Raw genomic sequence first — 26444 nt, forward strand, 5'->3', positions numbered from 1 at the left:
GGGTGCCGCCGGCCGGGGTGGGGGTGGGCAGCGGGATGGTGCGGGTGGCGCTGAGCGCGGCCTCCGGGAGCACCAGGTTGATGGAGGTCGCGAACGGGTCTGCGGCGGGCGGGAGTTCGAGCGTCTGCTCCGGGGCGGGCGCGTTCGGGGGGAGTTTGAAGGTCTCCTCGGGGTCGTTCTCCGGCCCGTTCCCGGTCGTCGATGCCACGTCAGCCACCGTTCGGTCACCGCCCCCGTCCGTCGCCCGCGCGACGCCGTGCCTGTACGCCGTGGTGTCCCGCACCACGCTTCGATCCCGGCCACGATACGTGGTCCGCAGCCGGGCGGGCCAGGCCGGGTCCCGGGCGGGCCGGCGCCCGGCCTGGCGGGCGTGCGGGTCGCCCTCTTACTGGACGTACTCGGGTGATTCGGACGCGCGTCCGGGCGCGGGGCAGGAGCTGTCGGACGGGCCCCAGCCGACCGCTGGCCCCGGCTCGGACGCCGCTTCGGGCCCGGCCCGGTGGCCGTACCGCCACGCGGTGGCGGCGGCGAGGAGGGCGACGGCGCCCCCGAGCACCATGACGGCGGCGGGAGAGGAACGGTCCACCACGAGGCCGCCGGTGAGCGCGCCGAGCGACAGGGTCGCCTGGAAGGACGAGGTGAACAGCACCCCGGCCGCCTCGGGGGCGTGCGGGGCCGCGGCGAGGAACCAGTTGAGCAGGCAGACCGGCACGGCGCCGTACGCCGCGCCCCAGAGCACCAGTACGACGGCGGCACCCGGGACTCCGGTGCCGAGCAGCGGGAGCAGCAGGGCCGAGGCGCCGAGCAGGGTGGCCGCGGCGGTGAGGACCGGTCGCGGTGCCCCCGCCGCGCGACCGCCGGCCAGCACGTTGCCGAGCAGTCCGGCGGCGCCGTACACCAGCAGGAGGCCGGTGATCGTGCCCGGTCCGGCGTGGGCGGTGGCCGCCAGGAGCGGGGTGACGTAGGTGTAGCTGCCGAAGTGGGCGAGCACGATCAGGAAGGTGACGGCGAGTCCGGTCCGGCCGCCCCGGGTGGCCGACAGCCCGCGCAGCGCGCCCGGGCCGGTGGCGGCCGGTGGGGGCAGCGGCGGGAGCGACACCAGCAGGGCGGCCAGGGTCAGCAGGGTCAGCGCGGCCATCACCAGGAAGGCGGCGCGCCAGCCGGCCAGCGAGCCGAGGAACACGCCCGTCGGTACGCCGAGGACGGAGCCGAGCGGGACGGCGGTGAAGAACACGGTGGTGGCCCGGCCTCGCCGGTGCTCGGGGACGAGCCGTGCGGCGAGCCCCGAGCCGATCGACCAGAACGCCCCGATGACCAGGCCGAGGACGACCCGCGCGGCCAGCACGGCCCAGTAGCCGGGGGCGAGCGCGTTGAGCAGGTCCGCCAGGGCGAGGAGCAGCAGCAGGCCGCAGAGTACGGTCCGGCGGTCGGCGCGCCTGGTCGCGACCGTCACCACCGGGGCGGCGACGGCGGCGACCAGGCCCGGGAGGGTCATCGTCAGCCCTGCGGTGCCGTCGGAGATCCGGAAGGTCTCGCCGATCGGGGTGAGCAGGCCGATCGGCAGGATCTCGGTGGTGACGAGGGAGAACACCCCCGTGGTGACGGCCAGCACGGCGGGCCAACCGCCTGGTCGGGAAGGCGGGTTCGGGCGGCGCGTGCCGGAGCGGCAGGCGGTGTCGGTCATGCCGGGGTCCTGTCCGTGGGTGGGCGGGTGTCACCACCGAGTCCACCAGCAGGGACGGGGCCGGTTCCGGCGTGAATCGGACCTCGACGTCCGGGGCGGGCCGCCGTCCTGTCACGGGGGTGTCCCAGCGGGTGGAAACCCCTTGGCCCCGACGGCAGTCGGCTGCACGCTTGTGCGCCTCCGGTGCCGGTCAGCGGCCCCATCTCCCCGCCGCCGTCGCCGACTCCAGCCCCGTCACGCCCGACTCCGCGCGTTCGCGGGCGAGTTCACCGGCCAGGGTGTAGCGGGCGGCGGCCTGCGGGGAGCGGGCGGCGTGGGCGGTGATGGCGTCGACGAGGACGGTGGACATGTCGAGGCGGGGGTGGTCGCGGTGGACCGCTTCGCCCTGGGCGTCGGTGAGGTGGGCGGTGTCGATCCCGAAGTCGGCGGTGACGCCGCGGCGGGTGAGGCGGGCCAGGGGGCCGCGGCGGTCGGCGATCTGGGCGGAGGAGTGCAGGGCGACGGCCTCCCAGACCTGGTCGACGGCGGCGGCCGGGTAGCCGTGGCGGGTGAGGAACGCGGCGGCGAGGTCGGCGCCCTCGATCTCGAAGCGGGCCCGGCCGGGGGTGCCGGGGGAGGTGCCGAGGTCGTGCAGGACGCAGGCGTGGAAGAGCAGGTCGTCGTCGTAGTCGGCGCCGGGGGTCAACTGCTCGTGGTCGGCGAGGAGTCGGGCGAACAGGTAGCTGCGCACGCTGTGGTGGGCGACGGGCGGGCTGACGGCGGCCCGCAGGTGGTCGAGGGCGGCCGTGGCGACGGGGCCGGCGGGCAGCGCGGGGATCAGCGGGGGGTGCGGTGTGCTCATGGCTCCGACCGTACGGCGGCCGGACGGGCGACCGGCAGTGGCACGGGTGCCGTCGGCCGATAGGATCGTGCCATGGAGTCGCCGTCGCGGCCGCACCGGGTGGTGGTGCTGGCCCTGCCGGGGGTGCTGCCGCTCGACCTGGGCATCCCCCTTCAGGTGTTCGGGAGTTGGCCGGACGCGCCGTACGCGCTGGAGGTGTGCGCGGAGCGGCCGGGCCGGGTGCCGGTGCACGGCGGGCCGGACCTGTACGTGCCGGACGGCCTGGAGTCGCTGGCGGCGGCGGACACGGTGATCGTCCCGGGGTGCGCGGAGCTGTCGCCGCCCTCGCCGGAGGTCGGCGCGGCGCTGCGGGCGGCGGCGGAGCGGGGCGCGCGGGCGGTGTCGATCTGCACGGGCGCGTTCGTGCTGGCGGCGGCCGGCCTGCTGGACGGGCGCCGGGCCACCACGCACTGGCAGCACGCGGCGGCGCTGGCGGCGGCGTACCCGCGGGTGGCGGTGGATCCGAAGGTGCTGTACGTGGACGAGGGCGCGGTGCTGACCTCGGCGGGTGTCGCGGCGGGGCTGGACCTGTGCCTGCACCTGGTGCGCTCCGACCACGGGGCGCGGGTGGCCAACCAGCGGGCCCGGACGCTGGTGGCGGCCCCGCACCGGGAGGGCGGGCAGGCCCAGTACATCGACCTGCCGCCGTCCGCCCCGCCGGGCGCGGGCCTGGCCCGGCTGCACGAGTGGGTGCTGGAGCACCTCCACCTCCCGCTGTCCGTCGACGGGTTGGCCCGGCGGGCCGGGGTGTCGCGGCGCACCCTGATCCGCCGCTTCCACGCGGGGACGGGGCTGCCTCCGATGCGCTGGCTGCTGGAGGCGCGGCTGGCCCGGGCGCGGGAGCTGCTGGAGTCGACGGACCTGACGGTGGAGGCGGTGGCGCGCCGCTGCGGGCTGGGCACGCCGGGGAACGTCCGGGCGCTGTTCCGCGAGCACGTGGGCGTCCCGCCGAGCGCCTACCGGGCCGCCTTCCGCCCGCCGCCACCGCCCTGAACCGCCTCCCCCGTGTGCGACCGCTCCCCGGAATCTCGGCAACTCCCTTTCCGGTCAGGGGCGTTCTCGCACACCGCCCCGCCCTCCGTGCGTCAGTAGGTGACGGTGATCCGGCGGGCCGGGCCGTCGACGCGGACGCGGCCGCCGTAGGGGATGACGAGCTGCGGTTCGGTGTGGCCGAGGTCGACGTCGAAGACGGCGGTGGCGTCGGGGGCGTAGGCGTCCAGGGCCTGCAGGACGGCGGCGCGCTGTTCGGCGCGGTAACGGGCGCGGGAGGGCGCGTCGTGGGGGTGTTCGAAGCTCCAGGCCATCGCGCGGCCGACCAGGACGGCGGGGAACTGCCGGAGCAGGCCGCGTTCGCCGAGGTTGCGGAGCATCCGGAACACCTCGGTGGCGGAGGGGAGTTCCTCGGAGGTCTCCAGGAGGAGCACGGCACCGGTGTACTCGGCGACGGGGCGCAGCCGGTCGGCGGCGGCCATCCAGTGCAGGATCTCCAGGTTGCCGCCCCAGGTGGTGCCTTCGATCACGCGGTCGGGGCGGTGCCAGTGCCAGCCGGTGGCCGGCTCGGCGGCGGGTTCCCGCTCGAAGGTGGCCGGGTCCTCCCAGCGGCCCAGGACGGTGCTGGTGTCGGTGGCCTCGGCGAGTTCGTACTCGCCGCCGTCGAAGAGCGCGGCGCGCAGCGAGGCGGCGGTGCGGGGGTGGACGGCGTGCGGGCGGCCGAGCTGGGTCATCACGGCGGCGCCGTGGTAGGCGACGACGCCCTGGCGGTGCAGGAAGTCGAGCAGGTTGGTGTTGTCGCTGAAGCCGAAGAACGGTTTGGGGTTGGCGCGGATCAACTCGGCGTCGAGGTGAGGGATCACGGTGATCTGGTCGCTGCCGCCGATGGTCGCCATGACGGCGGTGACGGTCGGGTCGGCGAAGGCGGCGTGCAGGTCGGCGGCGCGTTCGGCGGGGGTGGCGTCGAGCTTGCGGGTGGCGGGGTACTCGACCGGTTCGAGGCCGAACTCCTCGCGCAGGCGGCGCAGTCCGAGCTCGTACGGGAGCGGGTAGGCGCCCGGGCCGGCGAAGCCCGGGGAGACGATGGCGATCCGGTCGCCGGGGCGGGGCTTGGGCGGGTACGTCGGCTGCTCTGACATGCCCGGATGCTAGCCGCGCGGGCGGGCCGCCCACGACCGGATTTCGGCGCGGTGCGGCCCGGCGCGGTGCGGTGCGGTGCGGTGCGGTGCGGCGGAACCGTTCAGGACCGGACGTCCAGCAGCGTCTTGCCGAGGGTGGCGCGGGATTCGATGGCGCGGTGGGCGTCGGCGGCGCGCTCCAGCGGGAAGCGCCGGCCGATCACGGGGCGCAGCCGGTGGGCGGCGGCCTCGGCCAGGGCGTGGGCGGTGGCGGCGCGGGTCCGTTCGGGGGTGGGGCGCAGGGTGAGGACGGTGAGGGCGCGGGCGGCGGCTTCGGCGGCCGGGAGGTCCGTCCAACTGCCGCTCGCCAGGCCGTAGCTGAGGATGCGGCCGCCCTCGCGGAGCAGGTCGGCGGCGGCCCGGCCGAGGGCGCCGCCGACGCCGTCGAGGACCAGGTCGACGGGGGCGAGGTCGCGGGTCCAGTCGGGCCGCAGGTAGTCGACGGTCTCGGCGGCGCCGAGTTCGGCGGCGAGGGCGAGTTTCCGGGGCCCGCCGGCCGCGGCCACCACGTGGGCCCCGGCGGTGGCGGCGAGTTGCACCAGCAGGGTGCCGACACCGCCGGCGGCGGCGGTGACCAGGACGCGTTCGCCGGGCGCGGGCGCGGCGGTCTCCAGCAGCAGGCGGGCGGTGCGGCCGTCGGCGAGCAGCGCGGTCGCGGCGTCCAGGGCGAGACCGTCGGGCACGACGTGCAGGCCGTCGGCGGGGACGGCGGCGAGTTCGGCGTACCCCCCGCTACCTCCGGTCGAGGAGACCACCCGCCGCCCCAGCCAGTCGGCGTCGACGCCCGGGCCCAGCGCGGTGACGGTGCCGCCGACGCCGTTGCCGGGGACCATCGGCAGGGCGGCGGTGAACGGCCCGAGCCCGGTGGCGCGGAACTGGGTCTCGACGAAGGTCAGATTGGCGTGCGCGACCTCCACCAGCACCTCTCCGGGCCCCGGGACCGGATCGGGCGCGTCCCCCGCCACCAGCACCTCGGGCCCGCCGAACTCCCGCAGCCACACCGCACGCATCACGCCTCCAGCCGTTCGCGGGCCGGCCGTTCCGGCCCGTCGCCCATCCTCTGACCTCAAGCGGACTTGAGGTCAAGTCGGTGCCGCGTCACCGGTGGCTGCCAGGATGCCCACCATGGACGTGGACGAGTTCTGGAGCCTGGTGGAGTGGAGCGCCGCGGGTGGCCACACCTGCGCGCGCACCGAACGGCTGACGGCGCGCCTGACCGAACTGCCGCTGCCACAGGTGCTGGAGTTCCAACTACGCCTGGACGAGGCCCGCGCTCCGCTGGACACTCCGAGCACCCTGGCGGTGGCGCAGGAGGTCATGCGCGGCCGGGTCAGCGACGACAGCCTGTGGTACTTCCACGCCTGGCTGATCGGCCTGGGCCGCGCCGCCCACCGCCTGGCCGTCCACGAGCCGGACGCCCTCGCCGACCACCCCGCCTTCCGCCGACTGGCCGCGCTGCCGTACGCGCGGTGGGACGACCACGACTTCCCCGACTGGGAGACGCTCGACTACTGCGCCCACGACGCGTACGAGCAGCTCACCGGCGAGGAGGACGGCCTGGAGGAGGCGCTGGAGGCGATCGGGCACGACAGCCCGTGCAACGCCGAGTTCGACGGGCCGACGTGGACGCCGCAACAGCGGGCCGCCCGCCTGCCCCGGCTCACCGCGCTGTTCGCCGACGCGACCTGACGACGCGCACTGAGGACGCGCACTGAGGACGCAACCCGACGACGCGCCCTGAGGACACGGCCGGACGACGTGGCCTGGCGCGCCACCTCAGCCGAGCGCACGTTCGATCAACGTGCGGGTGAACAGCCTCGCCCGCTCGGCCCGTCGGGTCCGCTCCCCGGGGGTGAGGGTCGGCGGGACGCCGTAGCGGCGGGCGGCGATGTCCTCGGCCAGGCCGGGCGGGGCGCCCAGGGCCGGGAGGCGGGAGATCGCCTCGCGCTTGGCGATCAGCCGGCCCTCGCACAGGGCGACGGTGGCGCGGACGGCGGTGACCGGGCCGTGGTCGACCCAGACGTCGCGCCGCCACGGGTCGGGACGGGCGGTGATCGGGTACCAGTAGTCGCGCAGGTCCGCCCGGATGTGGGCGTGCAGTTCGGCGTCGGTGACCGGCGGCAGCAGCACGCCGGGCCGCTCCCCCGCCAACACCGTTCCCCCGTCCAGCAGTTCGCGGCGGGTGACGGCCGTGACCGGGCGGTCCATCGGCTCGCCCTGGGCGAAGGTGAAGTGCGCGGCCGCCGCGTCGCCCAGCGCCCCGCCCGGCAGGTACGTGCAGTGCAGCCGCTCCGCGTCGGGCTCCTGCTCGATCAACTCCCGGTGCAGGGCGGTGATCCGGCCCCGCAGCGGCGCGTCCGGGGCGGCGGGCAGGACGGCGACCAGGTCGAGGTCGCTGCGCCCGTGCCGGTAGTCCCCGTACGCCAGGGAGCCGTGCACCCACAGGGCGCGCACCGGCACGAGGGCCGGCAGACGGGCCGCGAAGCGCGCCAACAGCGGTGCGGCCAGGGCGCGTTGGGCCGCGTCGGCGGCGGCCTGCTCGGCTGCGGGCAGGCGCGGCAGGTGCGGCAGGTCCGGGAGGGTCACACCGTCCATCCTGGCACGGCCGGGCGGACGCGCCTGCGCCGCGGATCGCCGCACGCGCCCTACCGTCGGAGTGGCCCGGTCGCACGGCCGGGCGACCGTCCGGGAACGGAGGAGCCTTCCGATGGCGCAGAAGATCACCACTTTCCTGTGGTTCGACGACCAGGCCGAGCAGGCGGCCGAGTTCTACACCTCGGTGTTCGAGTACGGCCGGATCACCGACGTGCAGCGGTACTCGGAGGCGGGGCCGGGTGAGCCCGGGAGCGTGATGCTGGTCTCCTTCGAACTGTTCGGGCAGGAGTTCCTGGCGCTGAACGGCGGCCCCGAGTTCACCTTCAACGAGGCGGTCTCACTGCAGGTGGACTGCGCCGACCAGGCCGAGGTGGACCGCTACTGGGAGCTGCTGACGGCGGACGGCGGCGCGCCGGGGCCGTGCGGATGGCTGAAGGACCGCTACGGCCTGTCCTGGCAGATCGTGCCGCACCGGATGACCGAACTGCTCTCCGACCCGGACCCGGAGCGCGCCCGCCGGGCCACCGCCGCGATGCTCCGGATGGGGAAGCTGGACATCGCCGCCCTGGAGGCCGCCGCGGACGGGAACTGACGCCCTGCCGGCCCGAGCGGCAGTCGGGGCGAGGGAGCATCGAGTGTCGCGACGACCGCCGGTTTCCGGAACCGGCGGTCGTCGTCCGTGTCCTCGGCGGTTCGGAGCGGGCGCGGCCGACGGGGTGGGGCGGAGGTCGCTGGAGGCCGGCGCTTCACCTACCTGACCTTCCGCTGTGCCTGCTGTGGCCGTGCATGGGCTCGGTGCCGGGCCGGTGGTGGAGCCGGAGGCTGATCAGCGCGGTGATCGTGAAGGCGGCGACCTGGTAGAGCATGGCGTGCCGGAACGCGGTGTCCGCATCGGCGGCGGGGGCGTAGTAGGCGAGTCCGGCCGCGGTCACTCCGATGGATCCGCCGAGTTGCTGTGCCGTGGGCAGCAGGCCGGAGACCGAACCGGCGGCGGGGCCGTGCACCTGGGCCAGGACCTGGGTGAACACCGACGCGGTGAAGGCGCCGAACGCGGCTCCGCCGACGGCCAGCACGGGCAGTGCCGCCTGGCGTCCCGTCGCCGAGCCGACGAGGGGGGCCAGCGCCAGGCACATCCCGGCGAGGACCAGGGAGGCGACGGTGAGCACCTTCGGACCGTGCCGGCGGGTGAGAGCGGGTGCGGCTCTGCTGCCGACGGCGGCGGCTGCGGCGAACGGTGCTGACGTCAGTGCGGCAGCCAGGGCCGAGTACCCGACGGCGGACTGGAGGTGGAGGAAGAGGAGGTAGGTGAAGGAGGGCACACCCGTGTTGAACACGAACACCAGCAACGTGCCCTTCCGCGCCGACTGGTCACCGAGCACCGCGGGATGGATCAGCGGGTCAGGCCGGTGCGGGAGGGTCCGGACGAAGTGGCCGAGGGCGGCCACAGCCACGGCGAGACCGGCCCACGTCCACCAGGGCCAGCCTGCTTCCCGCCCCAGCGCCAGGGACAGGACCAGCGCGCCGGCTCCCACGGTGACCAGCAGCGCGCCCAGCTTGTCGACGCGGGGTCCGTCCGTCCTGCGGGCGCGGGGCAGTGCGGTCGCTCCTGCCAGCGAGGCGAGCGCCACCGGCACGGTGAGGAGCATCACCGGCCGCCAGCCGAGGCCGAAGAGATCGGCACTGAGGACGAGGCCGCCGATCAGCGGCCCGGCCAGTGACGCGACGGCCATGGTGGCGCCGTACAGGCCGAAGGCGCGCGGCCGGCGTGTCGCGGGGGTGGCGGTCTGGATGAGCGACAGGACCTGGGGGGCGACCAGGCCACTGCCCGCGCCCTGCACCAGCCGGGCCGTGATCAGCGATGCGGCGTCGGGGGCACACGCGCCGGCCACCGAACCCGCGGTGAAGACCACGGTGCCTGCCACGAACAGCCGGCGGTAGCCGTACCGGTCGCCCAGCCGTGCGGCGGGGATGAGCAGGCATGCGTACGTCAGGGTGTATCCGGCGAGGACCAGTTGCACGGCGCCCGGACCGGCGCCCAGGCCGGCCTGTACCGCCGGCGCGGCCACCTGGGCGACAGTGACGTTGAGGAGCTGTACGAAAGTGGCGCTGAGCACCACCGGCAGCACGAGGCGTGCGCCGCTCACAGCAGAGCCGAGGCGAGCTCACGGGGGCGGGCGGCGAACGGGCTGTGGCTGCCCGGGAGGGTGCGCACGGTGAACGGGTTGCCGGGCATGGCCCGGTCGGCTTCCGCGATCATGAGATCCTGCACGGCCGTGGGCAGTGCCCGGTCCTCCGCGCAGCGCAGGAAGGTCCGTGGGACGCGCCCCCAGCGTTGCGGAGTCACGGTGACCGGGGTGGTCGGGATCGCAAGCGGCAGATCGGGGCTCAGTGCCGAGCGCCAGCGGTCGAAGCGGTCCGGAGCGGTGTCGTGGTAGTGGGTCTGCCGCAGTTCCTCCACGTAGGCGGGATCCTGCGAGAGCGGGTTGATCCGCACGGCGCCCAGTTCCTCGGGGTTGCCGAGGTTGAGGCTCTGCCCCCGCGCCGTGGCGTTTTCGGGCGAGCCGAGATAGTCGAGGAACCGGGGCCGTCCGGCGGGCACGAAGGCCGAGAGGTAGACGATCTCGTCAACGAGTTCGGGTGCGTGTTCGGCAGCCAGTGACGCGGGGCCGCCGCCCGCGCTGTGCGCGACAAGTACAACGCGACGGTGGCGGCGGGTCTGGCGCAGTGTGTCCAGCACGGCCGTGGCGCAGTCGTCCATCGTCACGGTGGCGAGCGCGGACTTCTCGGTCAGCAGGCCCGGCTGGCCCGGCTGGAGGTACCCGCTGGGCAATGGCGCGTCGAAGCCGTGTCCCGGCAGGTCGACGGCCGTGCTCGCGGCACCGAGTCCGGCGAGTGCGCGCTGCGTCGCCGCCCACTGCCCGGAGCCGTGCCAGGCCCCGTGCACGAAGACGAAGACGGTGCCCGGGGAGGAAGAATGAGTCATGACCGCATTCCATGCGACCCGGCCCCGATCATCCAGTGGAAGATCTGACAAGCTGGCCGACGATACACGTGAGGTATGACCGGGAGGTTGGCATGGAGGCGCGGCACCTGAGGTACGCACTGGCCCTCGCCGAACACGAACACTTCGGCCGGGCGGCCGGTGCGCTGGGCATCGCGCAGCCTCCGCTGTCCAAGCAGATCGCCGACCTCGAACGGGAAGTGGGCGCCCGCTTGTTCGATCGCACCCGCCAGGGGGTGTTTCCGACGGCTGCGGGCGCGGCCTTCCTCTCCCGGGCGCGCAGGGCGCTCGACGAGATCGCGGCGGCCTCGGTCGACGCGGCCAGGGCGGCACGCGGCGAGACGGGCCGGCTGCGCCTGGGATTCATTGCCTCGGCGCTGCTCGAACCCCTGCCGGACGTCATCGGCCGGTTCGGCCGCGAACGGCCCGACGTGCGGTTGGAACTGCACGAGATGGCGACCAGCCGCAGCACGGTCGCGCTCGTCGCCGGCGAACTGGACGTGGCGATCGGCCTCGGCCGGCCGGGGGGCATCGGGGCCGAGCAACTGGTGTCGGTGCCGGTCGGGCGCGACCACCTGGTCGCGGTCGTGAGCAGCACGCACCCGTACGCGGGTCAGTCGTCGGTGAACGTGGACCAGCTGCGGCGACAGCCGCTGATCGTAGCGTCGGGCGAGGACGAGCCCGCCGTCGTCACCGGGCTACGGACCCTGCTGGGCGAGGACTCCCCGGCGCTCTCCGGCGCGACCGTCGCGAGGGACATCCACACCATCATCGGCCTCGCCGCCTGCGGGATGGGCGTCGGCCTGGGACCCTCTCGCATGCTGACGGCCCCACGGCGGGGCACGTGGTTCTGCGAGGTGACCCCGCGCACGCCTCTGCCCGATCTGGTCCTGTCCTTCAACGCCCGGGACCGTTCCCCGGCACTGAACGCCTTCCTCGACGTCATCCGCAAGAACTGCCCCGAGGTCGGTGCCGCGCTCGACCACCGGCTCGGCCCACCGGGACCCCAAGACGGCGACCGCGACTCGACCGCTTCCTCGCCCAGTACGGCGCCCGACTCCTGCGGCCCTCCTACCGCACCAGCGCCCCACGTCCCGGCGAGGGCCTGCTGAAGTCCGTCCGCCAGCTGATCGAGTCCGTCAACGACACCCTCAAAGGGCGACTCGGACTCGAACAGCACGGCGCACGCACCGTCGAAGGCGCCGGAGCCCGAGTCGGCCAGCGGATCCTGGCCATGACCTGCACGATCTGGCACAACCGCACCACCGGCCGACCCGTCACCCGCTCACTGACCGCCTACGACCACTGACCGACTTCGGAGCTACTCGTCCAGGCGCTCTGCTGGGCCAGGACGTCCTCTTCAGGCAGCGGGCCGCGCCGGACGATGAGCCCGTCCTCGACGTCCAGGAACCGGCTCCTGGTGCGGAACCTACAGGCGGGCGTGCGGCTCAGCTGCCGGTGAGCAGGTCGCGGAGCAGGGCCACGGTGTCCGGGTCGAGGTCGCGGCCGGTGCGGCGGCTGAGCGCGTCGAGGCGGTTGACGGAGCGGACGAGCTGGTCGCGGGCGCCGGCCGAGGCGTAGGCGTAGAAGAGGTCGCGGTGCAGGAGTTCGACCTCGGGGGCGACGGCGAGGGCGCGGAAGATCGCGGCCTCGGCGGTGCGGTGGTCGCCGTACTGGAGGCGGCGGGCGGCGAGTTCGTGGGCGGTGTCGACGATCGCGGCCAGCATGTCCTGCCGTTCGGCCTCCGCCCAGCCGAAGGTGCCGGCCGGGGCCTCGGCGAACGGGGCGCCGCGGACCAGGGCGAGCGCGTGGGCGAGGGCGGCGTCGGCGGTGCTGGAGGTGGAGCGCATGCCGCGCCGGTACAGGCTGCGGAACTCGTCCCAGTCGCAACTGACCGTCGGCGCCAGGGAGTACGTGTCGGCGGGCTCCGCGCCCAGGTAGTCGCGCCCCTCCGGGGAGGTGCCCAACCACCCTGCCAGTGCGGCGAGTTTGACCGGCAGCGGTTCGGCGAGGCGCTCGACGGTGGCCTTCGGGTCGAGGTGCGCGGCACCCGGGTGGATGTCGCGGTCGATCGTGCCGTGCTCGGTGCCGGGGCGCAGCGCCAGGTACGCGGCCAGCTCGGTGAGCCGGGGGCGGCCCGCCGGGTCGGCGCTGCCGGCCGCGCCGAGCACGTCGACCGGCCCGAGCACCCGGATCCGCGGCGCGGAGCGCAGGTGGTGGGCCTCCGGGGAACGCAGGATCGCCAGCAGGTCGTCGCTGTCGGTGCGGGCCGGGCCGCTGCCGGGCCGGGCGGACGGCCGGGCCGGGGAGCGCGGGTCGGGAGCCGCCGCCTGGTCGTGCACGGGCAGCGGCTCGGGCACCTGGGCGGGCGCGGGCGCGACCTCGGGCGCGCTCGTGGTCGCGGCCTCGATCTCGGTCTCGATCTCGGTCCTACGGACGGGCTCGGTCTCGCGGACGGGCACCGGCCCGGACGTGAACCCGGTTCCCTCGGAAGGCAGTTCGTCCTGCGGCGACACCGGCGACGCCGACGGCACCGGCGGCACGGGCGGCGCCGACGGCTGGGCCGGCACCGCGGGCGCGGCGGGGAGCGCGACGGCGATCCGGGGGTCGACGGGCGTGCCGTGCGGCGGCGTGGTGACCTTCCGGGCCTGGCCGTTGGCGGCGTGCCGCGGCTCGACCGGTGCGGCGGGAACGTCGGGCGCGACGGGAGTGACGGGCGCGGCGGCTGCGGGCCCGGCGGGCGGCAGGGCGGCGGGCTGGACGGGCGCCACCGGGACGACCGCGTACGGGTTGGTGGGCGCGGTGGGGACCAGCCCGGCGAACGGGCTGCTGCCGGTGGGCACCACCCGGGCCAGCAGTCGGGGGCCGGCCGCGTCGCCGTCCTCCTTCCGCTCCTGCGCGGGGCCGCCGGCCGGCTTGTCCAGGCTGGTCTTCGTCCCGGCGTCGGCCGTCGCGGTGTCCGCCCCGGCGGCCCCGGTCGGTCCGCCGAGCAGCGCGATCAGGCGGGCGTCGAGCGTGCCGTCGGGCCGGACGCCGCCCTCCGCCTCCTCGCCGTCCGGCCCGCCGAAGCTCGTGCCGAACGGGGCGGGGACGGCTCCTATCGCTGCGCCGACGGCGGCCAACGCGGGCACGGGCAGCGGGAGTTCGGCCTCTTCCTCGGGGCCGTTGTGCGGTCCGTCGAGGGTCCACTCGGGGGCCGGGTGCTGGGTGAGGTCGCCGGAGACCCGGACGAGTTCGCCGAGCTGGGCGTACTGCTCGCGGCTCAGGCGCTGGAGTTCGACGCTGAGGTGCAGGCCGGGCAGTGCGGCGTGGCCGGTCGCGGGGAGCGTCCAGCGGGCGACCGGTCCGGCGCCGCGTTCGGGGGCGCGGGTGAGGACGGCCAGGCAGGTGCGCGGGCGGCCGTCGAGCAGGCGGCCGAGTTCGGCGGGGACGGTGCCGGCGGGCGGCTGCGCGGACAGCACGATCTCCGGCAGCCACGCCTCGTCCGCGCTGCCCCGGCTGCGGGCCTCGCGGGGGCTGCCGACGTTGGCGCCGATCAGGGTGGCGCGGGCCTTGGCGGTGCGCGGGCCGAGGGCGGCGAGCGCGGCCTCCAGCGTGGGGTGGTGGTGCACCCGGTCGGCGGCGGGGCCGACGGTGGGCAGGTCGGTGGCGATGCCGACCAGGTGCAGGTGCAGGCGGTCGGCGAGCGGGCTGTGGGCCAGTTCGACGGCGAGGCTGCGCAGCACGTCCTCGGCGTCCTCGGGGTGCCCGGACAGGTGCACCAGCCGGACGGTCTCCAGGTCGGCCAGGACGGTCGAGCCGTCGGGGGTGGCGCCGAGGGTGACCAGCGCCGGGTAGGGGGCGGCGTACTTGGCGGCCTGCCCGGCGGACAGCAGTTCGGTGGAGTCGGCCGGGCACCACCACACGTTCGGGGCGTGCGCGGCGCGGAACGGGGCGATCGGCACGGCCGGTGCGGCCAGGTGCAGTTCGACGGTGCCCGCGACGGTGACCCGGGCGGCGACCAGCGCGGGCAGCCGCTTCTCGCCGCGGACGGTGTTGCGGCCCAGGGTGCGCAGGGCCCGGTTGAGCAGTTCCAGGCCGTGTTCGTCCTGCCTGGCCTTGAGCTCGGCCTCGAAGCGGCCGGCGGCGGCCGAGGGCAGGGCGATCCGGTGCCGGGGGCGGCGGGCCCGCTGCTGGTCGGTGCGGCGGCGGCCGACCAGGGTGATCAGCGCGGCGGCCATCAGCACGCCGAGGCCGGAGGCGGCGAGCGCCACGGTGTAGTCGTCGCCGCTCTTCGCGACGGTGTGCTGGTCGCGGACGGCGGGCAGGTTGGCGGCGGACGCGTCCTGCTGCGGCGCGCCCTCCCCGCCGGACGGCTGCGCGGCGGGCGACTGCCCGGCGGACGGCTGCGCGGCGGGGCTCTGCTCGGCGGCGGGCGGGGTGGTGGCCTGCTGCTGCGGGGCGGGCGTGGCCTCGGACGCGGGCGGCGCGGGCGGCTGGGCCTCGGGGGTCTGGGGCGCGGGGGCGGGCTCCTGCGGGGTCTGGGCGGCGCCGGGCACGGTGAGCACCGTGCCGGGGGCGAGCACGTCCGGGTCGGTGAGCCGCTCGCCGTCGGGGGCGGTGGCGCCCTTGTTGGCCTCGAACAGTTCGGGCCAGCGGTCGCCGTCGCCCAACTCCCGCTGGGCGATGGAGGAGAGCGAGTCGCCGGAGTGCACGGTGACGCTGCCGTGGGCGGGCGCCGAGGAGCGGGCGGTCGGCGCGGACGCGGCGGTGTCGGCCGGGGCGCCGGTGTCGGACTTGGCGTCGGCGGGCATCAACAGCCGCCAGCCGGGCTGGATCGGCCGGTCGGCGTCGAAGCGGGTGCCCGAATCGTCCATCGGGCGGCCCGCGTTGAGCTTGGCGATCTCCGTCCAGCGTTCACCTGAGCCGAGTTGGCGTTCGGCGATGGACCACAGGCTGTCGGCGGGCCGGGCGTCGCGGACGGTGTAGACCGGCTGCTGCGGGTCGGCGGCGGGCGCGGCCGCGGGCGCCCCGGCGGGCAGCGCGGCGTACGTCGGGGCGGCGTCCAACTGGGCGACGGCGGCGGGGCGCTGGGCGGTCTCGGGGGTGGCGGCGAAGGCCGATCCGGCGACCGGGAGCAGCGCCAGCACCGAGCCGACCAGACCGGCCGCGATCCGCTGGCTCCAACCGAACGCAGGGATCCGCCGGGCGACCCGGCCGCGCAGCTGGGCGGGGATCTCGATCAGGACGGACACCAGGAAGCACAGCCAGCCGATCCAGCCGACGCCGACCAGCAGCCACAGGAACAGGCTGCCGTCGTCGGGGCTGGTGAGCGCGGCGAGCAGGTCGCCGTGGACCGGGTCGCCCGTCGCGGCGACGGCGAGCGTGCCGTAGCCGAGCAGGGCGGGCACGCCGGCCAGCAGCAGGGCGAGCGCCAGCAGCGCGCCGAACGCGGCGAGCACCGAGCCGCCCGCGCCGCGCCGGCCCGGGCGGGCGCGCCGTCCGGCGGCCACCGGTGCGGGCTGCCGTCCGGCGGTGGCGGTGCTTCCCGGCCGCCGCTCCCGGCGGCCCTTGCGGTGCTGGTCGTCGGCTCCGCGCGCGGCCATCAGCCGGTCTTCCCTTCCGTGATGCCGTGCAGCAGGGTGGCCTTGCCGTGGCCCTGCACGGAGAGTGAGGTGATGCCGACCGCGCCGAGCAGCGCGGTCCGGTAGGTGCTGTTGGCGGTGACGCTGATCTCGCTCAGGTCGGGGTACTTGGGGAAGTCGACGTCACCCGAGACGCCCTGGGAGGCGAGGTAGGCCCTGGCGGCGGACCTGGCCTGCGCCGGGTCGACCTGGTAGCCGCCGCCGGAACGCAGCCGGTCGATGTCGAGCTGCTGGCCGGCCACCCGAGCGGCCTCCTGGGCTATCGCGTCGGCCCGTTCGGTGGCCCGCAGTTGGCCGCCGAAGTCGAGCACCAGGCCGACCACGGCCACCAGGCTGACGGCGGTGATGGCAACCATGACCGAAATGCTGCCCCGGTCCCGGCAGTTCACGCATCGTACGTTCACGTTCCCTCCCCCCACGGTGTGTTGACGTCCTCTCAGTTTCCCCGGTAGCGGTCCAGCACGGAGGTGAACGTACCGGTGAGCGTCTTGCTGCCGGGCATGGCGTCCAGCCCGATCAGGTCGGCCAGCGGCACCGTGCACGACACCCGGACGGTGACGGTGGTCAGGGTGCCGCCGTCGGTCTTCAGCGTGCCGTACTCCGGTTCCCCGGCCGGCTCGCTCTCGCACCGCACCTGCCGGGCCGCCAGCGCCTGGCCGACCGCCTCCGCGGCGGCCCGCTGCGCCCCCTCGGGGGTGCGGGCCAGCGAGGCGGCGCGGGCCCCGGCGCGGGCCGCGGCGTCGACCACCGCGCCGGTGGTCTGCAGGCGTCCGGTGGCCACCGCCATCAGCGCGAAGCTCAGGATCACCGGCACCAGGACCGCCGCCTCGACCGCGAACGAGCCCCGGTCCGCGCCCCGCCGCGACCGCTGCCACCGCCGCTGCCGCGTGGACGGCCCCCGGACCGCTCCCCCGCCCATCACGGCACCACCGGCGGGACGAACTTCTCCCGGGGCGCGGTGGCCGTCTTGGTGATCGCCAGGTCGGCGAACGGCACCAGGGTGAGCGTCCTCACGGTGACGGACAGCTGGTACATGTCCGGGTCGCCGCCGGTCTGCCGCGGCGGCTGCGCCAGTTCGACCACGCTGCCGAGCCGGTCGACGAACTCGGTGGCCCGCTGTTCGCCCGCACCGGCCGGCGCCCCGTTGGTCCGTCCGGCTTCCACGCCCTCCCGGGCGGCGGCCAGCGCGGCCTGCTCGGCGTACCACCACAGGCCGGCCTGCACCACCAGGAGGATCACGAACAGCACGGCCGGGAACACGATGGCGAGGCTGATCGCCATCGCACCCCGGTCGGACCTGCGGGCACGCGCGAGCCGCCCGGCCGGTGCGGGCCGGGTGGCGGGCCGGTGCGGACGGCGGATCACGGCGCGGTGCCGCCGGCGGGGACGTCGTCCTTGATGTGCGACTGGACCTTCTGGCCGAGCTGGGTGATCGCGTAGACGATCGTCCCGGCGATGGCGACCAGCACGATCACCGCGAGGGCGAGTTCGATGCTGATCGCGCCGCGGTCGCCGGACTCGCGGGCGGCGCGCAGCTTGACGAGGCGGTACTCGACGACGGGTCGGACGAGATGGAGCGGGAGCAGCGGCCGCAGGGCGGCCGCCACGGTGCGGATTCGGGCCATGGTGTGGTCTCCAGGACTTCGAAGGGCTTCGAGGGGCTTCGAGAGGGGGCTCTGTGCGGGGTGCCGGGCTGGGCGGGTGGCACTGTTCGTTCGCTGCCCGGTCGGACGGTGCGGTGGTGTCTGTCTCGGTCTCGGTCTCGGTCTGGGTGTCGGTCTCGGTCTCGGTGTCGGCTCGATCTTCGGTCAGGTGGTGTTGAGCATCTGGTAGACCGCGGGGAAGGCGATCAGGACGGTCATCAGCAGGGTCAGGGCGGAGCCGGGGGCGACCATCCGCTCGCTGTCGGTGTTGGCCTTGGCGAGCTCCTCGGAGAGCAGTTCGCCGCGCAGGCTCTTGGCCCGGGCCCGCAGGGTGTCGTAGACGGCGGCGCCGTCCACGCCGGAGATCCGCATGATGTCGGCGACGTCCTGGAGCGGGGTCAGCCCCAGCTCCCGGGCCAGCGCGTCGAGTCCGTCCCAGGGCGGGAGCCGGTCGGTGGCGGCCCGCTCCAGGGCGTCGCGGATCCGCCGGAACACGGTGCCGCGCCCGACCGCGGCGGCCCGGCGCAGCGCCTCGGCGGGTCCGCAGTCGGCGGCCCGTTCCAGCGCGACGAGTTCCAGGTACGCGGCGATGCCGTGCAGGTACTCGGTGCGGGCCTCCTTGGCCTCGCCGGCCACGATGCCGTCGGGGACGAACCAGAGCAGTCCGGCGAGCAGCGGTCCGACCAGCAGCGGGACGGCCGGCGGCAGGCCGTCACCGATCACGGCGGCCATCACCGACAGGTAGCCGGGCAGGGCGAACCCGAGGACGGCGAACAGCAGTTTGTGCGCCATGAAGCGGGCCGGGCTGCGGCCGATCAGGGCGAGCTCCTGGTACGGGACACGCACCCCGGGCAGCCGCGTCGAGCCCTCGCCGACCCGGTCGTACCAGGGCAGCGCGGCGTCCTCGTCCTCGGCCCGGCGCGGTTCGGGGACGCGGTGCAGCCGGTCCAGGGCCTGGCCCAGGTCCGGTGGGGCGGGCCGGAGTTCGGCGAGCAGCAGGGCCACGCCGCCGGCCGCGGCGGCGCCGGCCAGGACCGCCCAGGGGGAGATCATCCGGCCTCCTTCACCAGTGGTTCGTCCTCGGTCCGGGGGTTGTCCCCGGCGGCGCTCCGGCCGGGCAGCCGGCCGGTCTTGGAGCGGCGGTCGGGTTCCAGGACGCGGGGCAGCGGGGTGTGCCGGGCCAGCGAGCGCATCCAGGCGATCACCGCCACGAACGCCACCGCCACGACGCCCAGCACCAGTTGGCCCAGCACCGTCGAATAGGGCGCGGTGTAGTGGGAGTTGAACGCCCCGATGACGATGACCAGCAGGATGATGCCGACCATCCAGCGGATCGTGGTGCGGTGCTTGGAGCGGTCCGCCTCGATGGCGCGCCGCTGCCTGACCTCCTCGCGCACCGACTCCGCCATGTCCGCCAGCGCCCGGGCCAGGCCGGGGCCGCTGTCGCCGGCCCGCAGGACGAGCGCGGCGAGCACCTTGTCCGCGGTCGAGTCGGCGAGCTGGTCGCCGAACGCCCGCAGCGCGTCCTCCGGCCGCCAGCGGGACTGCAGCCGGGCCGCCAGGTCGGAGATCTCGGTCTCCAGCGCGGTCGGCGCGGTGCGCCGGCTGGTCATGATGGCCTGGTTCAGGCCGACGCCGAGCAGCAGCACGTCGGCGAGGCGCTGGGTCCACTCGGCGAGCGCCTCCAGCCGCTCGATCCGCCGGGTGTCGGAGCGGGTCGCGTCGAACAGCCAGGGCAGGCCGAACACGGCGGCCGGGACGAGCAGCCCGACCAGCGGGATGCCGGTGAACAGCCAGCCGCCGGGCGCCCCGAGCAGTGCCAGCACCAGTTGGGTGCGGCGCAGCCGGGCCATTCCGGGCGAGGCGGTGCCGGGCGCCCCGTACCAGAGGGTGTGCAGCCGGCCCTCCAGCGGGTTGTGCCGCTCCTCCTCGTCCACCGGCCGCCCGCGCAGCCCGGCGGCCAGCGCGACCAGCCCGCCGGCCAGCGCCAGCCCGCACAGCACGTACAGCAGCAGCATCAGCGCATCCCCCCGATCCGCAGCGCCAGCGGCGCGCCCCACGTTCCGTACGGGGAGCCGAGCAGGCCCGCGTCGAAACCGGCCCGGCGCAGGTCGTCCAGGCAGTGCGGCGGGGTGACGGGCACGGCCCGCACCTCGCCGAGCTCCGGACGCGGCCCGAAGACGGTGTTCAGCGCGGGGCGTCCGGACTCGCCGAGACCGGCCACCTCCAGCACGTGCGAGACGAAGCGGTGCCGGCGGCCGCCGACCGCGGTCTCGTCGATCATGGTGACGTGCACGATGAAGTCCACGGCGTTCGCGGTGAGCCGGTAGGCGAGGGTGTCGGTCATGTGCGCGCCGTACTCGAGGCAGAGTTCGGCGATCCGGTCGACCACCATGTGCGGGCCGCGGGCGTGCAGGGTGCACATCGAGCCGCCCTCGCCGTTGGTCATCACCCGCAGCATCGGCACCACCTCGGCGGAGCGGACCTCGCCGACGATGATCCGCGACAGCGTCATCCGCAGCGCCGCCGGGATCAGCTCGCCGATGGTCAGCTCGCCCGCCATCCGGCCGTCCACGCGTTCGCCGTTGCCCTCGCGGGCCTCCATCGGAACGACCTGCCGCAGGTGGCCCAGGGTGTGCAGCCACAGCTCGAACTCCGACTCCAGGGTGCCGATCCGCTCGTCCGGCGGGATCTCGGCGGCCATCGCGCGCAGCAGGCTGGTCTTGCCGACGCCCTGCGTGCCGGTGATCATCACGTTCTTCCTGGCCCGGATCGCGGACGCCAGGAACGCCGCCAGCGTGCTGTCCACGGTGCCGAGTTGGACCAGGTCGCTGAGCGTCGCACTGGCCACCCGGTGCCGGCGGATCGCCACGTACGGGCGGGGCGTCACCTCGGTCATCGCCTGCAGGCGCATCCCGCCCTCCAGGCGCAGCGCCAGCATCGGGCTGGCGGTCGACAGGCTGCGCTCGCCGCCGCCGTGCTGACGCGCCAAGTCCTGCAGCAGTTCGACCAGTTCCTCGTCGGTGTCGGCCACCGGCGGCACCTGTCGCAGCGGTTGGTGCACCCGCGAGACCCACACGTCGTCGCACCCGTTGATCAGGATGTTCTCGATCTCCGGGTCGTCCAGGTACGGCTGCAGCCGCCCGGCCCGGAACAGCAGGTCGTACACCGCCTCGGCGAGCACCCGGTCCTGCTCCCGGGTCGGCGGGATGCCGTGGGTCTGCGCGTACGCGTCCGACCAGCGGGCCACCGCCTCCTCGATCAGCGCCCGCCCGCGCTGCCGCCGGGTCGCCCGGTCCGCCTCGCTCCCGGACGCCTGGGACAGCCGCGACAGCTGCTGGTGCAGCTCCGCCGCGACCTGCCGCTTCAACTCCCGCGCCACCTGCGGGTCCACGGCCGGACGCGCCCCCACCGGCGAGAGCGCGGGCACCCCGGACGCCACCGGCCCGGGCCGCACCTGCGACTCCGCCACCGACGGCTTCCCCCACGGCAGCCCGGCCGCATCGGCCGAACCCCCCTGCACCACCTGTCCGTTCACCGGCTGCTGCGGCGGCAGCGGCCCCTGGTACGGGCTAGCGCGCACGCCACACCTCCTCCCCGTCCGGACCGTCCTGCTGCCCCGACTGCCCAGTCTGCCCCGCCTGCCCGGGGAACGGCGCGGGCACGGGCGGCTGCGGCACCGCGGGCGGCGCTATGTAGGGCGCGGCGTACGAGATCTGCGGCGCCTCCACCCGGACCGGCCACTCCCCCGTGAACTGCCCGCCCGCGACCGGCCCTTGCGATGCCTGCGGCTGGAACTGCTGCTGCTGGTAGGGCTGTTGCTGGTACGGCTGCGGCTGCGGTTGAGGTTGCTGTTGCTGTTGCTGTTGCTGGTACGGCTGCTGGTACGGCTGCTGTTGCTGCTGCGGGTACACCGGCCCGGCCACCGGCCCCGCCACGAACGGCGGCACGGGCTGCGGCGGCACGGGCGCCGGGCGCAGCGGCGGCGGCTGTTCCTGCCCCTGCTGCTGGACTTGAGGCTGGATGAACTGCGGCTGCACGGGCTGCGGCTGCGGAGGCAGCGCCTGCGGAGGCAGCGCCTGCTGCACGGGTTGCGGCTGCTGCACGGGCTGCGGGCCGCCCAGGCGCCGGCGGCGGGCGGCGGCGACGCCCTGGATCCGGTCGGCGGCGGTGCGCGCGGTGCGCATCAGCTCGGAGCGGATGAAGCGCCGGTCGGTGGTGTCGCCGCCGTCGGAGAGCACCCGGGCGGTGCGCGGCGCGTGGGCGAGCGCCCCGAGCACGGGCAGCTGGAACTGCCGGGCCACCTCGTTCTCGGGGTAGGGCCCCTCGGTGACCAGCAGCAGGCCGAGGCCGTCCGAGCCAGTGCCGTGGGTGTCGAGGTCCTCGCGCAGCGCGGCGATCCGGGGCCGGGCGGCGGAGAGCCCGCGCAGGGTGGTGCGGACGGTCGCGGCCACCACGTCGGCCCGCCGGGGCAGCACCGCCATCGCCCCGTTCGCGCCGGAGCGCCCCAGGTCGAGCAGCACGTCGTAGCCCTGCGGTTCGAGCGCGTGCAGGGCCTCGACCAGGGGTTCCCAGGTGTAGGCCAGGCCGGGGGCCTGGGTGGGGTCGGTGAGGCCGGGCAGCAGCAGGCGTTCGCCGGTGCCCTGCGGGGAGACGTCGAGCAACTGTTCCCACAGCGTCTCGGCCAGCAGCCCGCGCCGGTCGGCGACGGCCAGGTTGCGCAGCCCGTACACGGCCTCGACCCGGCCTTCCAGCGCCCCGGCCAGCACCGCCCCGCCGTCCGGGTCGCACTCGACCAGCAGCACCCGGCGGCCGGGGCGCAACGGCCAGGACAGCAGCAGCGCGAGCGCACTGCTGGTGGCCCCCGGCGCGCCCGTCCCGCCGAGCACGGCCACCACTGTCATCAGGACCCTCCGGCGGTTCGGGGCGCCAGGATCACCTGGAACTTGCCGCCCGCCACCCAGAGCGCGAGCCGCGGCCCGTCCGCGGGGCCGACGGCGACGTCTATCACGGTGCTGCCGTCGGTGTCGGGCTTGCCCACCGCGGCGACCACCGCGGTCATCGTCTCGGGGGTGCGGGTGGTGGCTGCGGCGTCGCCGCTGCCACCGGGCGCGTTGACGATCAGGATCTGCAGGCCGGGCTGCAGCCTGGTGGCGGGTAGCTGGGAGCGCTTCGCGGAGACGCCGACGATCTGCTGCCCGGGTTGGGTGGCCGGATCGCTGGTCAGGTCGGACTTGACCAGCAGCGCCCCGCGCTTGAGGTCCGTGGTGGCCCGCAGCCCGACGGTCCGCTGCAGGTCCTGGGCGTCCAGCGGGTGCAGCGCGGGATCACCCGCGATGTGCGCCACCACCAGGTCGTCCGAACTGATCACCTGCCCCATCGGCACGTCCCGGGCCATCGCCAGCACGGCGATCCGCTGCCCACTGCTGTTGTACAGCACCGCCCCGCCCAGTCCACCGGCCGCGATCAGCGCAGCCGCCATCGCCAGTACGGCGGGGCGCCGCCGTCGTGCGCCCAGTCGGCGCGGCGGGGTCGGCATGCTTCGGTTCTCCACCGCTCTGCGGCCTCTCACTCGTGATGGGACGTCGAACTCTGTTCGCGAGTCGGTCAGTTCAGCACCTGGACCTCGTTGACGGGGACGCTCAGCACCGCATTGGTGTAGGTCGGCCACCAGTCGAAGTCGGTCATGTCGATGGCGGTGCCGTCGGTGCTCCGCGCGCTCACGTGCCACTTCAGGGTCACGCTGAGGGTGTAGGCCTTGTCCTTCATCCGCGCCGAACTCTCGGTGAAGACGTGGCTGCAGGTCGGTGCTCCCTGCGCGCTGAACGGGTTCCCGGCGTCCTTGCAGGAGAAGTGCTGGACCTGCTTGTCCCCGGTCGGCCCGTCGTCCACGTTCCAGACGACCTCGGCGAGCGTGACCGTCGTGGTGACCTTGAACCCCACCCCCTCCAGCGTGCTGCTCAACGGCCCCACGGTGTCCGGGTTGGCGTCGAACCACAGCCACACCGGCGATCCGACCACCGCGTCCTTCGCCGGGGCGACGTGCAGGACGGGCTCGGCGACAGTGATCTTCTTCAGGGCGTCGTAGGCGACCTGCGCGGGCGTCTTGGGCGGCGGGCCCGCGACGGGTTGGGCCAGGAAGACCTGACCGGCCGGCACGAAGCCGTCGTTCAGGATGCACGACTTGTCGTAGACCGCACCGTCCTTGGAGGTGTGTCCGGTCCACACGGCTTCACCCGGAAGTGGCTGCGGATCCGCTTCGATGTAGTAGCAACCCTCCGAGAAGGCGCCCCGGTCGTCCAGCCAGCACGCCACTTCCTTCCCCAGCCAGGTGCACTTGTCGGTCCCGCCACCCCCACCACCCCCGGACGTCCCCCCGCCCGCGGTCGGAGTGCTGCCCGGTTCGTGGTGCCCGCTGCAGATGGAGCGGTCGGCGCACGGCCCGACGGGGTCGTCGGCGGCGTTCGCCGCCGGAACCGCCGCAGCGGCCAATCCGAGTCCGATCAGTACACAAACAGCGGCACGCCAAGCGGAGTTCAGCATGTCTTGCCCTCCTCACGGGTGAACTCGGCGACCAGCCAGCGGTTTCCGTATTTCTTCATCACGACGGTCGCCGGATAACGCGACAGCCGCGGCTGCGGATCCCTGATCTCCTTGGTGGTGGCGTCCGCCTGGTGCCAACCGGACACGTCGAGGCAGTCCTCGACCGTGGCGGTGGGCGGATTGGCCTGGAGATCAAGGCTTTTGAGGACGGGTGAGGTACGCGGCCGGCCGATCATGACGAGTTTGTTGTCGTGCAGTTGGGTGAGCGAGATCACGGTTTCGGTGAACGCCGCCCCGGTGGCGTACTGGCGGAGCGGCGTTCCGTCCGAATCCGATCGCCCGAGAACGTCGACCTGGACGTCCCACCAGGACTGATAGGCAGTCACCGCGCCGCCCCCCTGCAGGCCCTGGGCGCCTTCGCGAGGAGGCGGGCTGCCCGACGGGGAAGCCCCCGCGGTGGCGGCGCCGGTCGCCTGCGGGAGGCTTCCGGAGGGTGTTCCGAGTCGGTCCGCCGATCCCGCGCCGGAGGACGAACAGGCCGTCAGCAGAAATGGCAGGAGCAGCCCGCTGATCCCAACCGCCCCAGGGCGCACCAGAATTGAGCGATGCCGCATAGCCCCACCTTGTTGCGGCCGGACCTGTGGTGGATCCGGACCGCGGATGTCGTCTGCCGTCCCCGGTTCGTTCTGAGGTCGCTCGGAGGTCGATTCTTCGCCACCCCGCCCCGGCACGGCAACACCCGGGGCGTCCTGACCTTACGCGGAAGGCGGATCCGTTGGGGCACTTTCTCGCCACAGAACCGCCAAAAGTTCATCGGAAAACGGCAATCCGGCGAGCGCGCCTCTCACTGCGGCCCGATTGCGCATCAGGAGTCTCCCTCCGTCACGCGGCACCAGAAGTCTGGCTTCTCCCGCATTGGCCGGTTCTCCCCATCCCAACTGCCCTTCGACGGCGGGCTGGAGGTCGAGCGGCCCGACGGCGGCGGGCGCGCCGGGGACGCCGTGCTCCAGGACCCGGCCGAGCGCCCAGCTGAACGAGCCCTCCGCACCGGGGAGGACGCCGTCGCGGCCGCGCCGGCCCGCGCTCCACCGGCCGATCCGGCCCCACAGCGGGACGCGCGAGTGGCCGAGCAGTTCGCCCGCGCCGTCCTCGCGCTGCAGGGCGGCCCAGGTGTCGCGGTCGGCGACGGCGTCGATGATCAGCAGGGTCTCCTCCTGGGCGCCGTGCACCATGGCGCTGGTGATCCAGTCCCAGGCGAGGCCGCGCCGGTAGGCGTTGTCGGAGGTGGAGCCGGCGGTGACCAGGGCGACCCGGCGGCCGCGCGGGTCGGCGACGAGCTGGCCGACCAGGCCGACCACCAGCCAGCGGGCGGGGCGCTGGGCGGCTTGGCGGAGCGCGGTGAGCAGGGTGTTGGCGTCGGCGTCGGCCGGAGGGCTGGTGACGGTGCTGCCTCGGGTGCCGGCGTCGAAGGTGCGGCCGGGGAGGGCTTCGGCGAGGGCGCGGGCGCCGTCGGCGGCGCGGGCCGATCCGCCGTGGCCGCGTTCGGGGCCGCCGTCGGCGCCGATCATCACCAGTTCGATGCCACCGCTCACCCGTACCGCCCCCTCCACCTGTACCGCCCTGGTCTGCCGCGCCGCCCTGCCCGGACCCGCCGCGCCGCCCTCCCGGGCCGCGAGGGCGCCACGGGACGTCGCGGAACGCCACCGGAGGCCAAGGTATCGCCGAGGGGTGTCGGTGCGGGGCGGAATCGGTCCGATGAGCCCCAGCTCAGGGACCATGGGCCCTGTTCGGGGCCGTACCGGCGGGGGCACCATCGTCGGTATGGACCGTGACGACCGGGTGGAGACCCTCAGCGAGGCCGAGTGCCTGCGGCTGCTCGGCACCGTACCGCTGGGGCGGGTGGTGTACACCGAGCACGCGCTTCCGGCGGTGCTCCCGGTGGCCTTCCGGGTGGCGGCGGACGGCCGGCTGGTCCTGGCCCTGCGCGCCGGCACCCGGGTGGCGCGGGCGCTGGACGGCACGGTGGCCGCGTTCCAGGCGGACGACTTCGACCTGACGGGCCGTTGCGGCTGGAGCGTCCTGGTGCACGGTCGCGCCGAGGTGGTGCGCGACGCCGGCGAGCGCGCGGCCCTGCGCTCCGGCGGCCTGCGCCCGTGGATCCCGGAGCCGGGCCCGGAGTACGTGGCGATCAGCCCGGAGCTGGTCTCCGGCCGCCGCGTCCTCCCGGACACCGTCCCGACCGGAGCCGCCCTGCCCGGTGCCGCCCTGCCCGGTGCCGCCCGCCCCGACCCCGCCCTCCCCGGCCC

General features: G+C 75.1%; 25 protein-coding genes and 2 pseudogenes. 6 read left to right on the plus strand and 21 right to left on the minus strand.

The features are described 5' to 3' along the window. From OO48_RS31430 to OO48_RS31440, 3 genes and pseudogenes are all read right to left on the minus strand, one after another. Positions 1–208 (minus strand): annotated as a pseudogene (locus OO48_RS31430) (hypothetical protein); the annotation flags it as partial. Positions 209–385: 177 nt separating this feature from the next. Beyond that, positions 386–1684 carry an MFS transporter gene (locus OO48_RS31435; RefSeq protein WP_063830785.1) on the minus strand — a complete coding sequence of 433 codons (1299 nt, stop codon included), beginning with the start codon at positions 1682–1684 and terminating at the stop codon, positions 386–388. A 190-nt stretch (positions 1685–1874) separates the two neighbouring features. Next, positions 1875–2525, minus strand: a complete 651-nt coding sequence (locus tag OO48_RS31440; RefSeq protein WP_033222523.1) for an HD domain-containing protein — start codon at positions 2523–2525, stop codon at positions 1875–1877. Between the two features lie 72 nt (positions 2526–2597). Between OO48_RS31440 and OO48_RS31445 the strand changes: the two genes are divergently transcribed. Further along, complete coding sequence (locus OO48_RS31445) at positions 2598–3557, plus strand: GlxA family transcriptional regulator (protein ID WP_033222525.1); 960 nt, start codon at positions 2598–2600, stop codon at positions 3555–3557. 92 nt (positions 3558–3649) lie between these two features. Here the strand turns inward: OO48_RS31445 and OO48_RS31450 are convergent, their stop codons facing one another. Together OO48_RS31450 and OO48_RS31455 are read right to left on the minus strand one after the other, a co-directional pair. Then, positions 3650–4693, minus strand: coding sequence for a S66 peptidase family protein (locus OO48_RS31450; RefSeq protein WP_033222527.1), 1044 nt, complete (start codon positions 4691–4693; stop codon positions 3650–3652). Between the two features lie 101 nt (positions 4694–4794). Further along, a complete protein-coding gene (locus OO48_RS31455; protein WP_033222529.1) occupies positions 4795–5742 on the minus strand; it encodes a zinc-binding dehydrogenase in 948 nt (315 codons plus the stop codon). Positions 5743–5857: 115 nt separating this feature from the next. Here OO48_RS31455 and OO48_RS31460 point away from each other — a divergent pair, with 115 nt between their 5' ends. Next, complete coding sequence (locus tag OO48_RS31460; RefSeq protein WP_051733234.1) at positions 5858–6421, plus strand: DUF4240 domain-containing protein; 564 nt, start codon at positions 5858–5860, stop codon at positions 6419–6421. A gap of 87 nt (positions 6422–6508) precedes the next feature. Here the strand turns inward: OO48_RS31460 and OO48_RS31465 are convergent, their stop codons facing one another. After that, the gene (locus OO48_RS31465) at positions 6509–7318 is read right to left on the minus strand and encodes a nucleotidyltransferase domain-containing protein (RefSeq protein ID WP_245194873.1); all 810 of its coding nucleotides are present in this window, start codon (positions 7316–7318) and stop codon (positions 6509–6511) included. A gap of 121 nt (positions 7319–7439) precedes the next feature. Here OO48_RS31465 and OO48_RS31470 point away from each other — a divergent pair, with 121 nt between their 5' ends. Next, entirely contained in the window at positions 7440–7919 is a 480-nt protein-coding gene (locus OO48_RS31470) for a VOC family protein (protein ID WP_033222531.1), read from the plus strand. Between the two features lie 154 nt (positions 7920–8073). Here OO48_RS31470 and OO48_RS31475 read toward each other — a convergent pair whose 3' ends face one another. Both OO48_RS31475 and OO48_RS31480 read right to left on the minus strand, forming a co-directional pair. Beyond that, a complete protein-coding gene (locus OO48_RS31475; RefSeq protein ID WP_245194874.1) occupies positions 8074–9471 on the minus strand; it encodes an MFS transporter in 1398 nt (465 codons plus the stop codon). Next, entirely contained in the window at positions 9468–10310 is an 843-nt protein-coding gene (locus OO48_RS31480) for an alpha/beta fold hydrolase (protein WP_033222532.1), read from the minus strand. Before OO48_RS31480 ends, OO48_RS31475 begins: the two co-directional genes overlap by 4 nt. A 92-nt stretch (positions 10311–10402) precedes the next feature. Between OO48_RS31480 and OO48_RS31485 the strand changes: the two genes are divergently transcribed. Next, positions 10403–11440, plus strand: coding sequence for a LysR family transcriptional regulator (locus OO48_RS31485; RefSeq protein ID WP_245194875.1), 1038 nt, complete (start codon positions 10403–10405; stop codon positions 11438–11440). Then, positions 11353–11637 (plus strand): annotated as a pseudogene (locus tag OO48_RS41315) (IS982 family transposase); the annotation flags it as partial. The gene OO48_RS31485 and the pseudogene OO48_RS41315, both read left to right, overlap by 88 nt. A 139-nt stretch (positions 11638–11776) precedes the next feature. Here OO48_RS41315 and OO48_RS40855 read toward each other — a convergent pair. The 13 genes from OO48_RS40855 to OO48_RS31560 form a co-directional block, all read right to left on the minus strand. After that, positions 11777–15913, minus strand: a complete 4137-nt coding sequence (locus OO48_RS40855; protein WP_051733236.1) for a LysM peptidoglycan-binding domain-containing protein — start codon at positions 15911–15913, stop codon at positions 11777–11779. Continuing rightward, positions 15913–16494, minus strand: coding sequence for a TadE/TadG family type IV pilus assembly protein (locus tag OO48_RS31505; RefSeq protein WP_342449670.1), 582 nt, complete (start codon positions 16492–16494; stop codon positions 15913–15915). The genes OO48_RS40855 and OO48_RS31505 overlap by 1 nt, the downstream gene beginning before the upstream one ends. Beyond that, positions 16389–16871, minus strand: coding sequence for a TadE/TadG family type IV pilus assembly protein (locus tag OO48_RS31510; protein WP_033222538.1), 483 nt, complete (start codon positions 16869–16871; stop codon positions 16389–16391). The genes OO48_RS31505 and OO48_RS31510 overlap by 106 nt, the downstream gene beginning before the upstream one ends. After that, on the minus strand, positions 16871–17233 hold the full coding sequence (locus tag OO48_RS35570) for a TadE/TadG family type IV pilus assembly protein (RefSeq protein WP_051733240.1): 363 nt from the start codon (positions 17231–17233) through the stop codon (positions 16871–16873). Before OO48_RS35570 ends, OO48_RS31510 begins: the two co-directional genes overlap by 1 nt. Positions 17234–17313: 80 nt before the next feature. Beyond that, entirely contained in the window at positions 17314–17577 is a 264-nt protein-coding gene (locus OO48_RS31520; protein WP_033222540.1) for a hypothetical protein, read from the minus strand. Positions 17578–17760: 183 nt separating this feature from the next. Continuing rightward, positions 17761–18648, minus strand: a complete 888-nt coding sequence (locus OO48_RS31525) for a hypothetical protein (RefSeq protein WP_033222542.1) — start codon at positions 18646–18648, stop codon at positions 17761–17763. Next, entirely contained in the window at positions 18645–19613 is a 969-nt protein-coding gene (locus OO48_RS31530) for a type II secretion system F family protein (protein ID WP_081952531.1), read from the minus strand. Before OO48_RS31530 ends, OO48_RS31525 begins: the two co-directional genes overlap by 4 nt. Continuing rightward, the gene (locus OO48_RS31535) at positions 19613–21178 is read right to left on the minus strand and encodes a TadA family conjugal transfer-associated ATPase (RefSeq protein ID WP_245194877.1); all 1566 of its coding nucleotides are present in this window, start codon (positions 21176–21178) and stop codon (positions 19613–19615) included. The genes OO48_RS31530 and OO48_RS31535 overlap by 1 nt, the downstream gene beginning before the upstream one ends. Continuing rightward, positions 21168–22499, minus strand: a complete 1332-nt coding sequence (locus OO48_RS39405) for a CpaE-like family protein (RefSeq protein ID WP_063830786.1) — start codon at positions 22497–22499, stop codon at positions 21168–21170. The genes OO48_RS31535 and OO48_RS39405 overlap by 11 nt, the downstream gene beginning before the upstream one ends. After that, entirely contained in the window at positions 22499–23134 is a 636-nt protein-coding gene (locus OO48_RS31545) for an SAF domain-containing protein (RefSeq protein WP_051733242.1), read from the minus strand. The genes OO48_RS39405 and OO48_RS31545 overlap by 1 nt, the downstream gene beginning before the upstream one ends. A 68-nt stretch (positions 23135–23202) precedes the next feature. Beyond that, positions 23203–23823, minus strand: coding sequence for a hypothetical protein (locus OO48_RS31550; RefSeq protein WP_157845590.1), 621 nt, complete (start codon positions 23821–23823; stop codon positions 23203–23205). A gap of 308 nt (positions 23824–24131) precedes the next feature. After that, on the minus strand, positions 24132–24524 hold the full coding sequence (locus OO48_RS35575) for a hypothetical protein (RefSeq protein ID WP_051733245.1): 393 nt from the start codon (positions 24522–24524) through the stop codon (positions 24132–24134). 369 nt (positions 24525–24893) lie between these two features. Continuing rightward, positions 24894–25730, minus strand: a complete 837-nt coding sequence (locus OO48_RS31560; protein ID WP_033222546.1) for a hypothetical protein — start codon at positions 25728–25730, stop codon at positions 24894–24896. 229 nt (positions 25731–25959) lie between these two features. Here OO48_RS31560 and OO48_RS31565 point away from each other — a divergent pair. Then, positions 25960–26444: pyridoxamine 5'-phosphate oxidase family protein (locus OO48_RS31565; RefSeq protein ID WP_063830787.1), on the plus strand; the 485-nt coding region annotated here is incomplete at its 3' end.

The organism is Kitasatospora phosalacinea (genome assembly GCF_000716545.1).
In the GTDB taxonomy this organism is placed as follows: domain Bacteria; phylum Actinomycetota; class Actinomycetes; order Streptomycetales; family Streptomycetaceae; genus Kitasatospora; species Kitasatospora phosalacinea.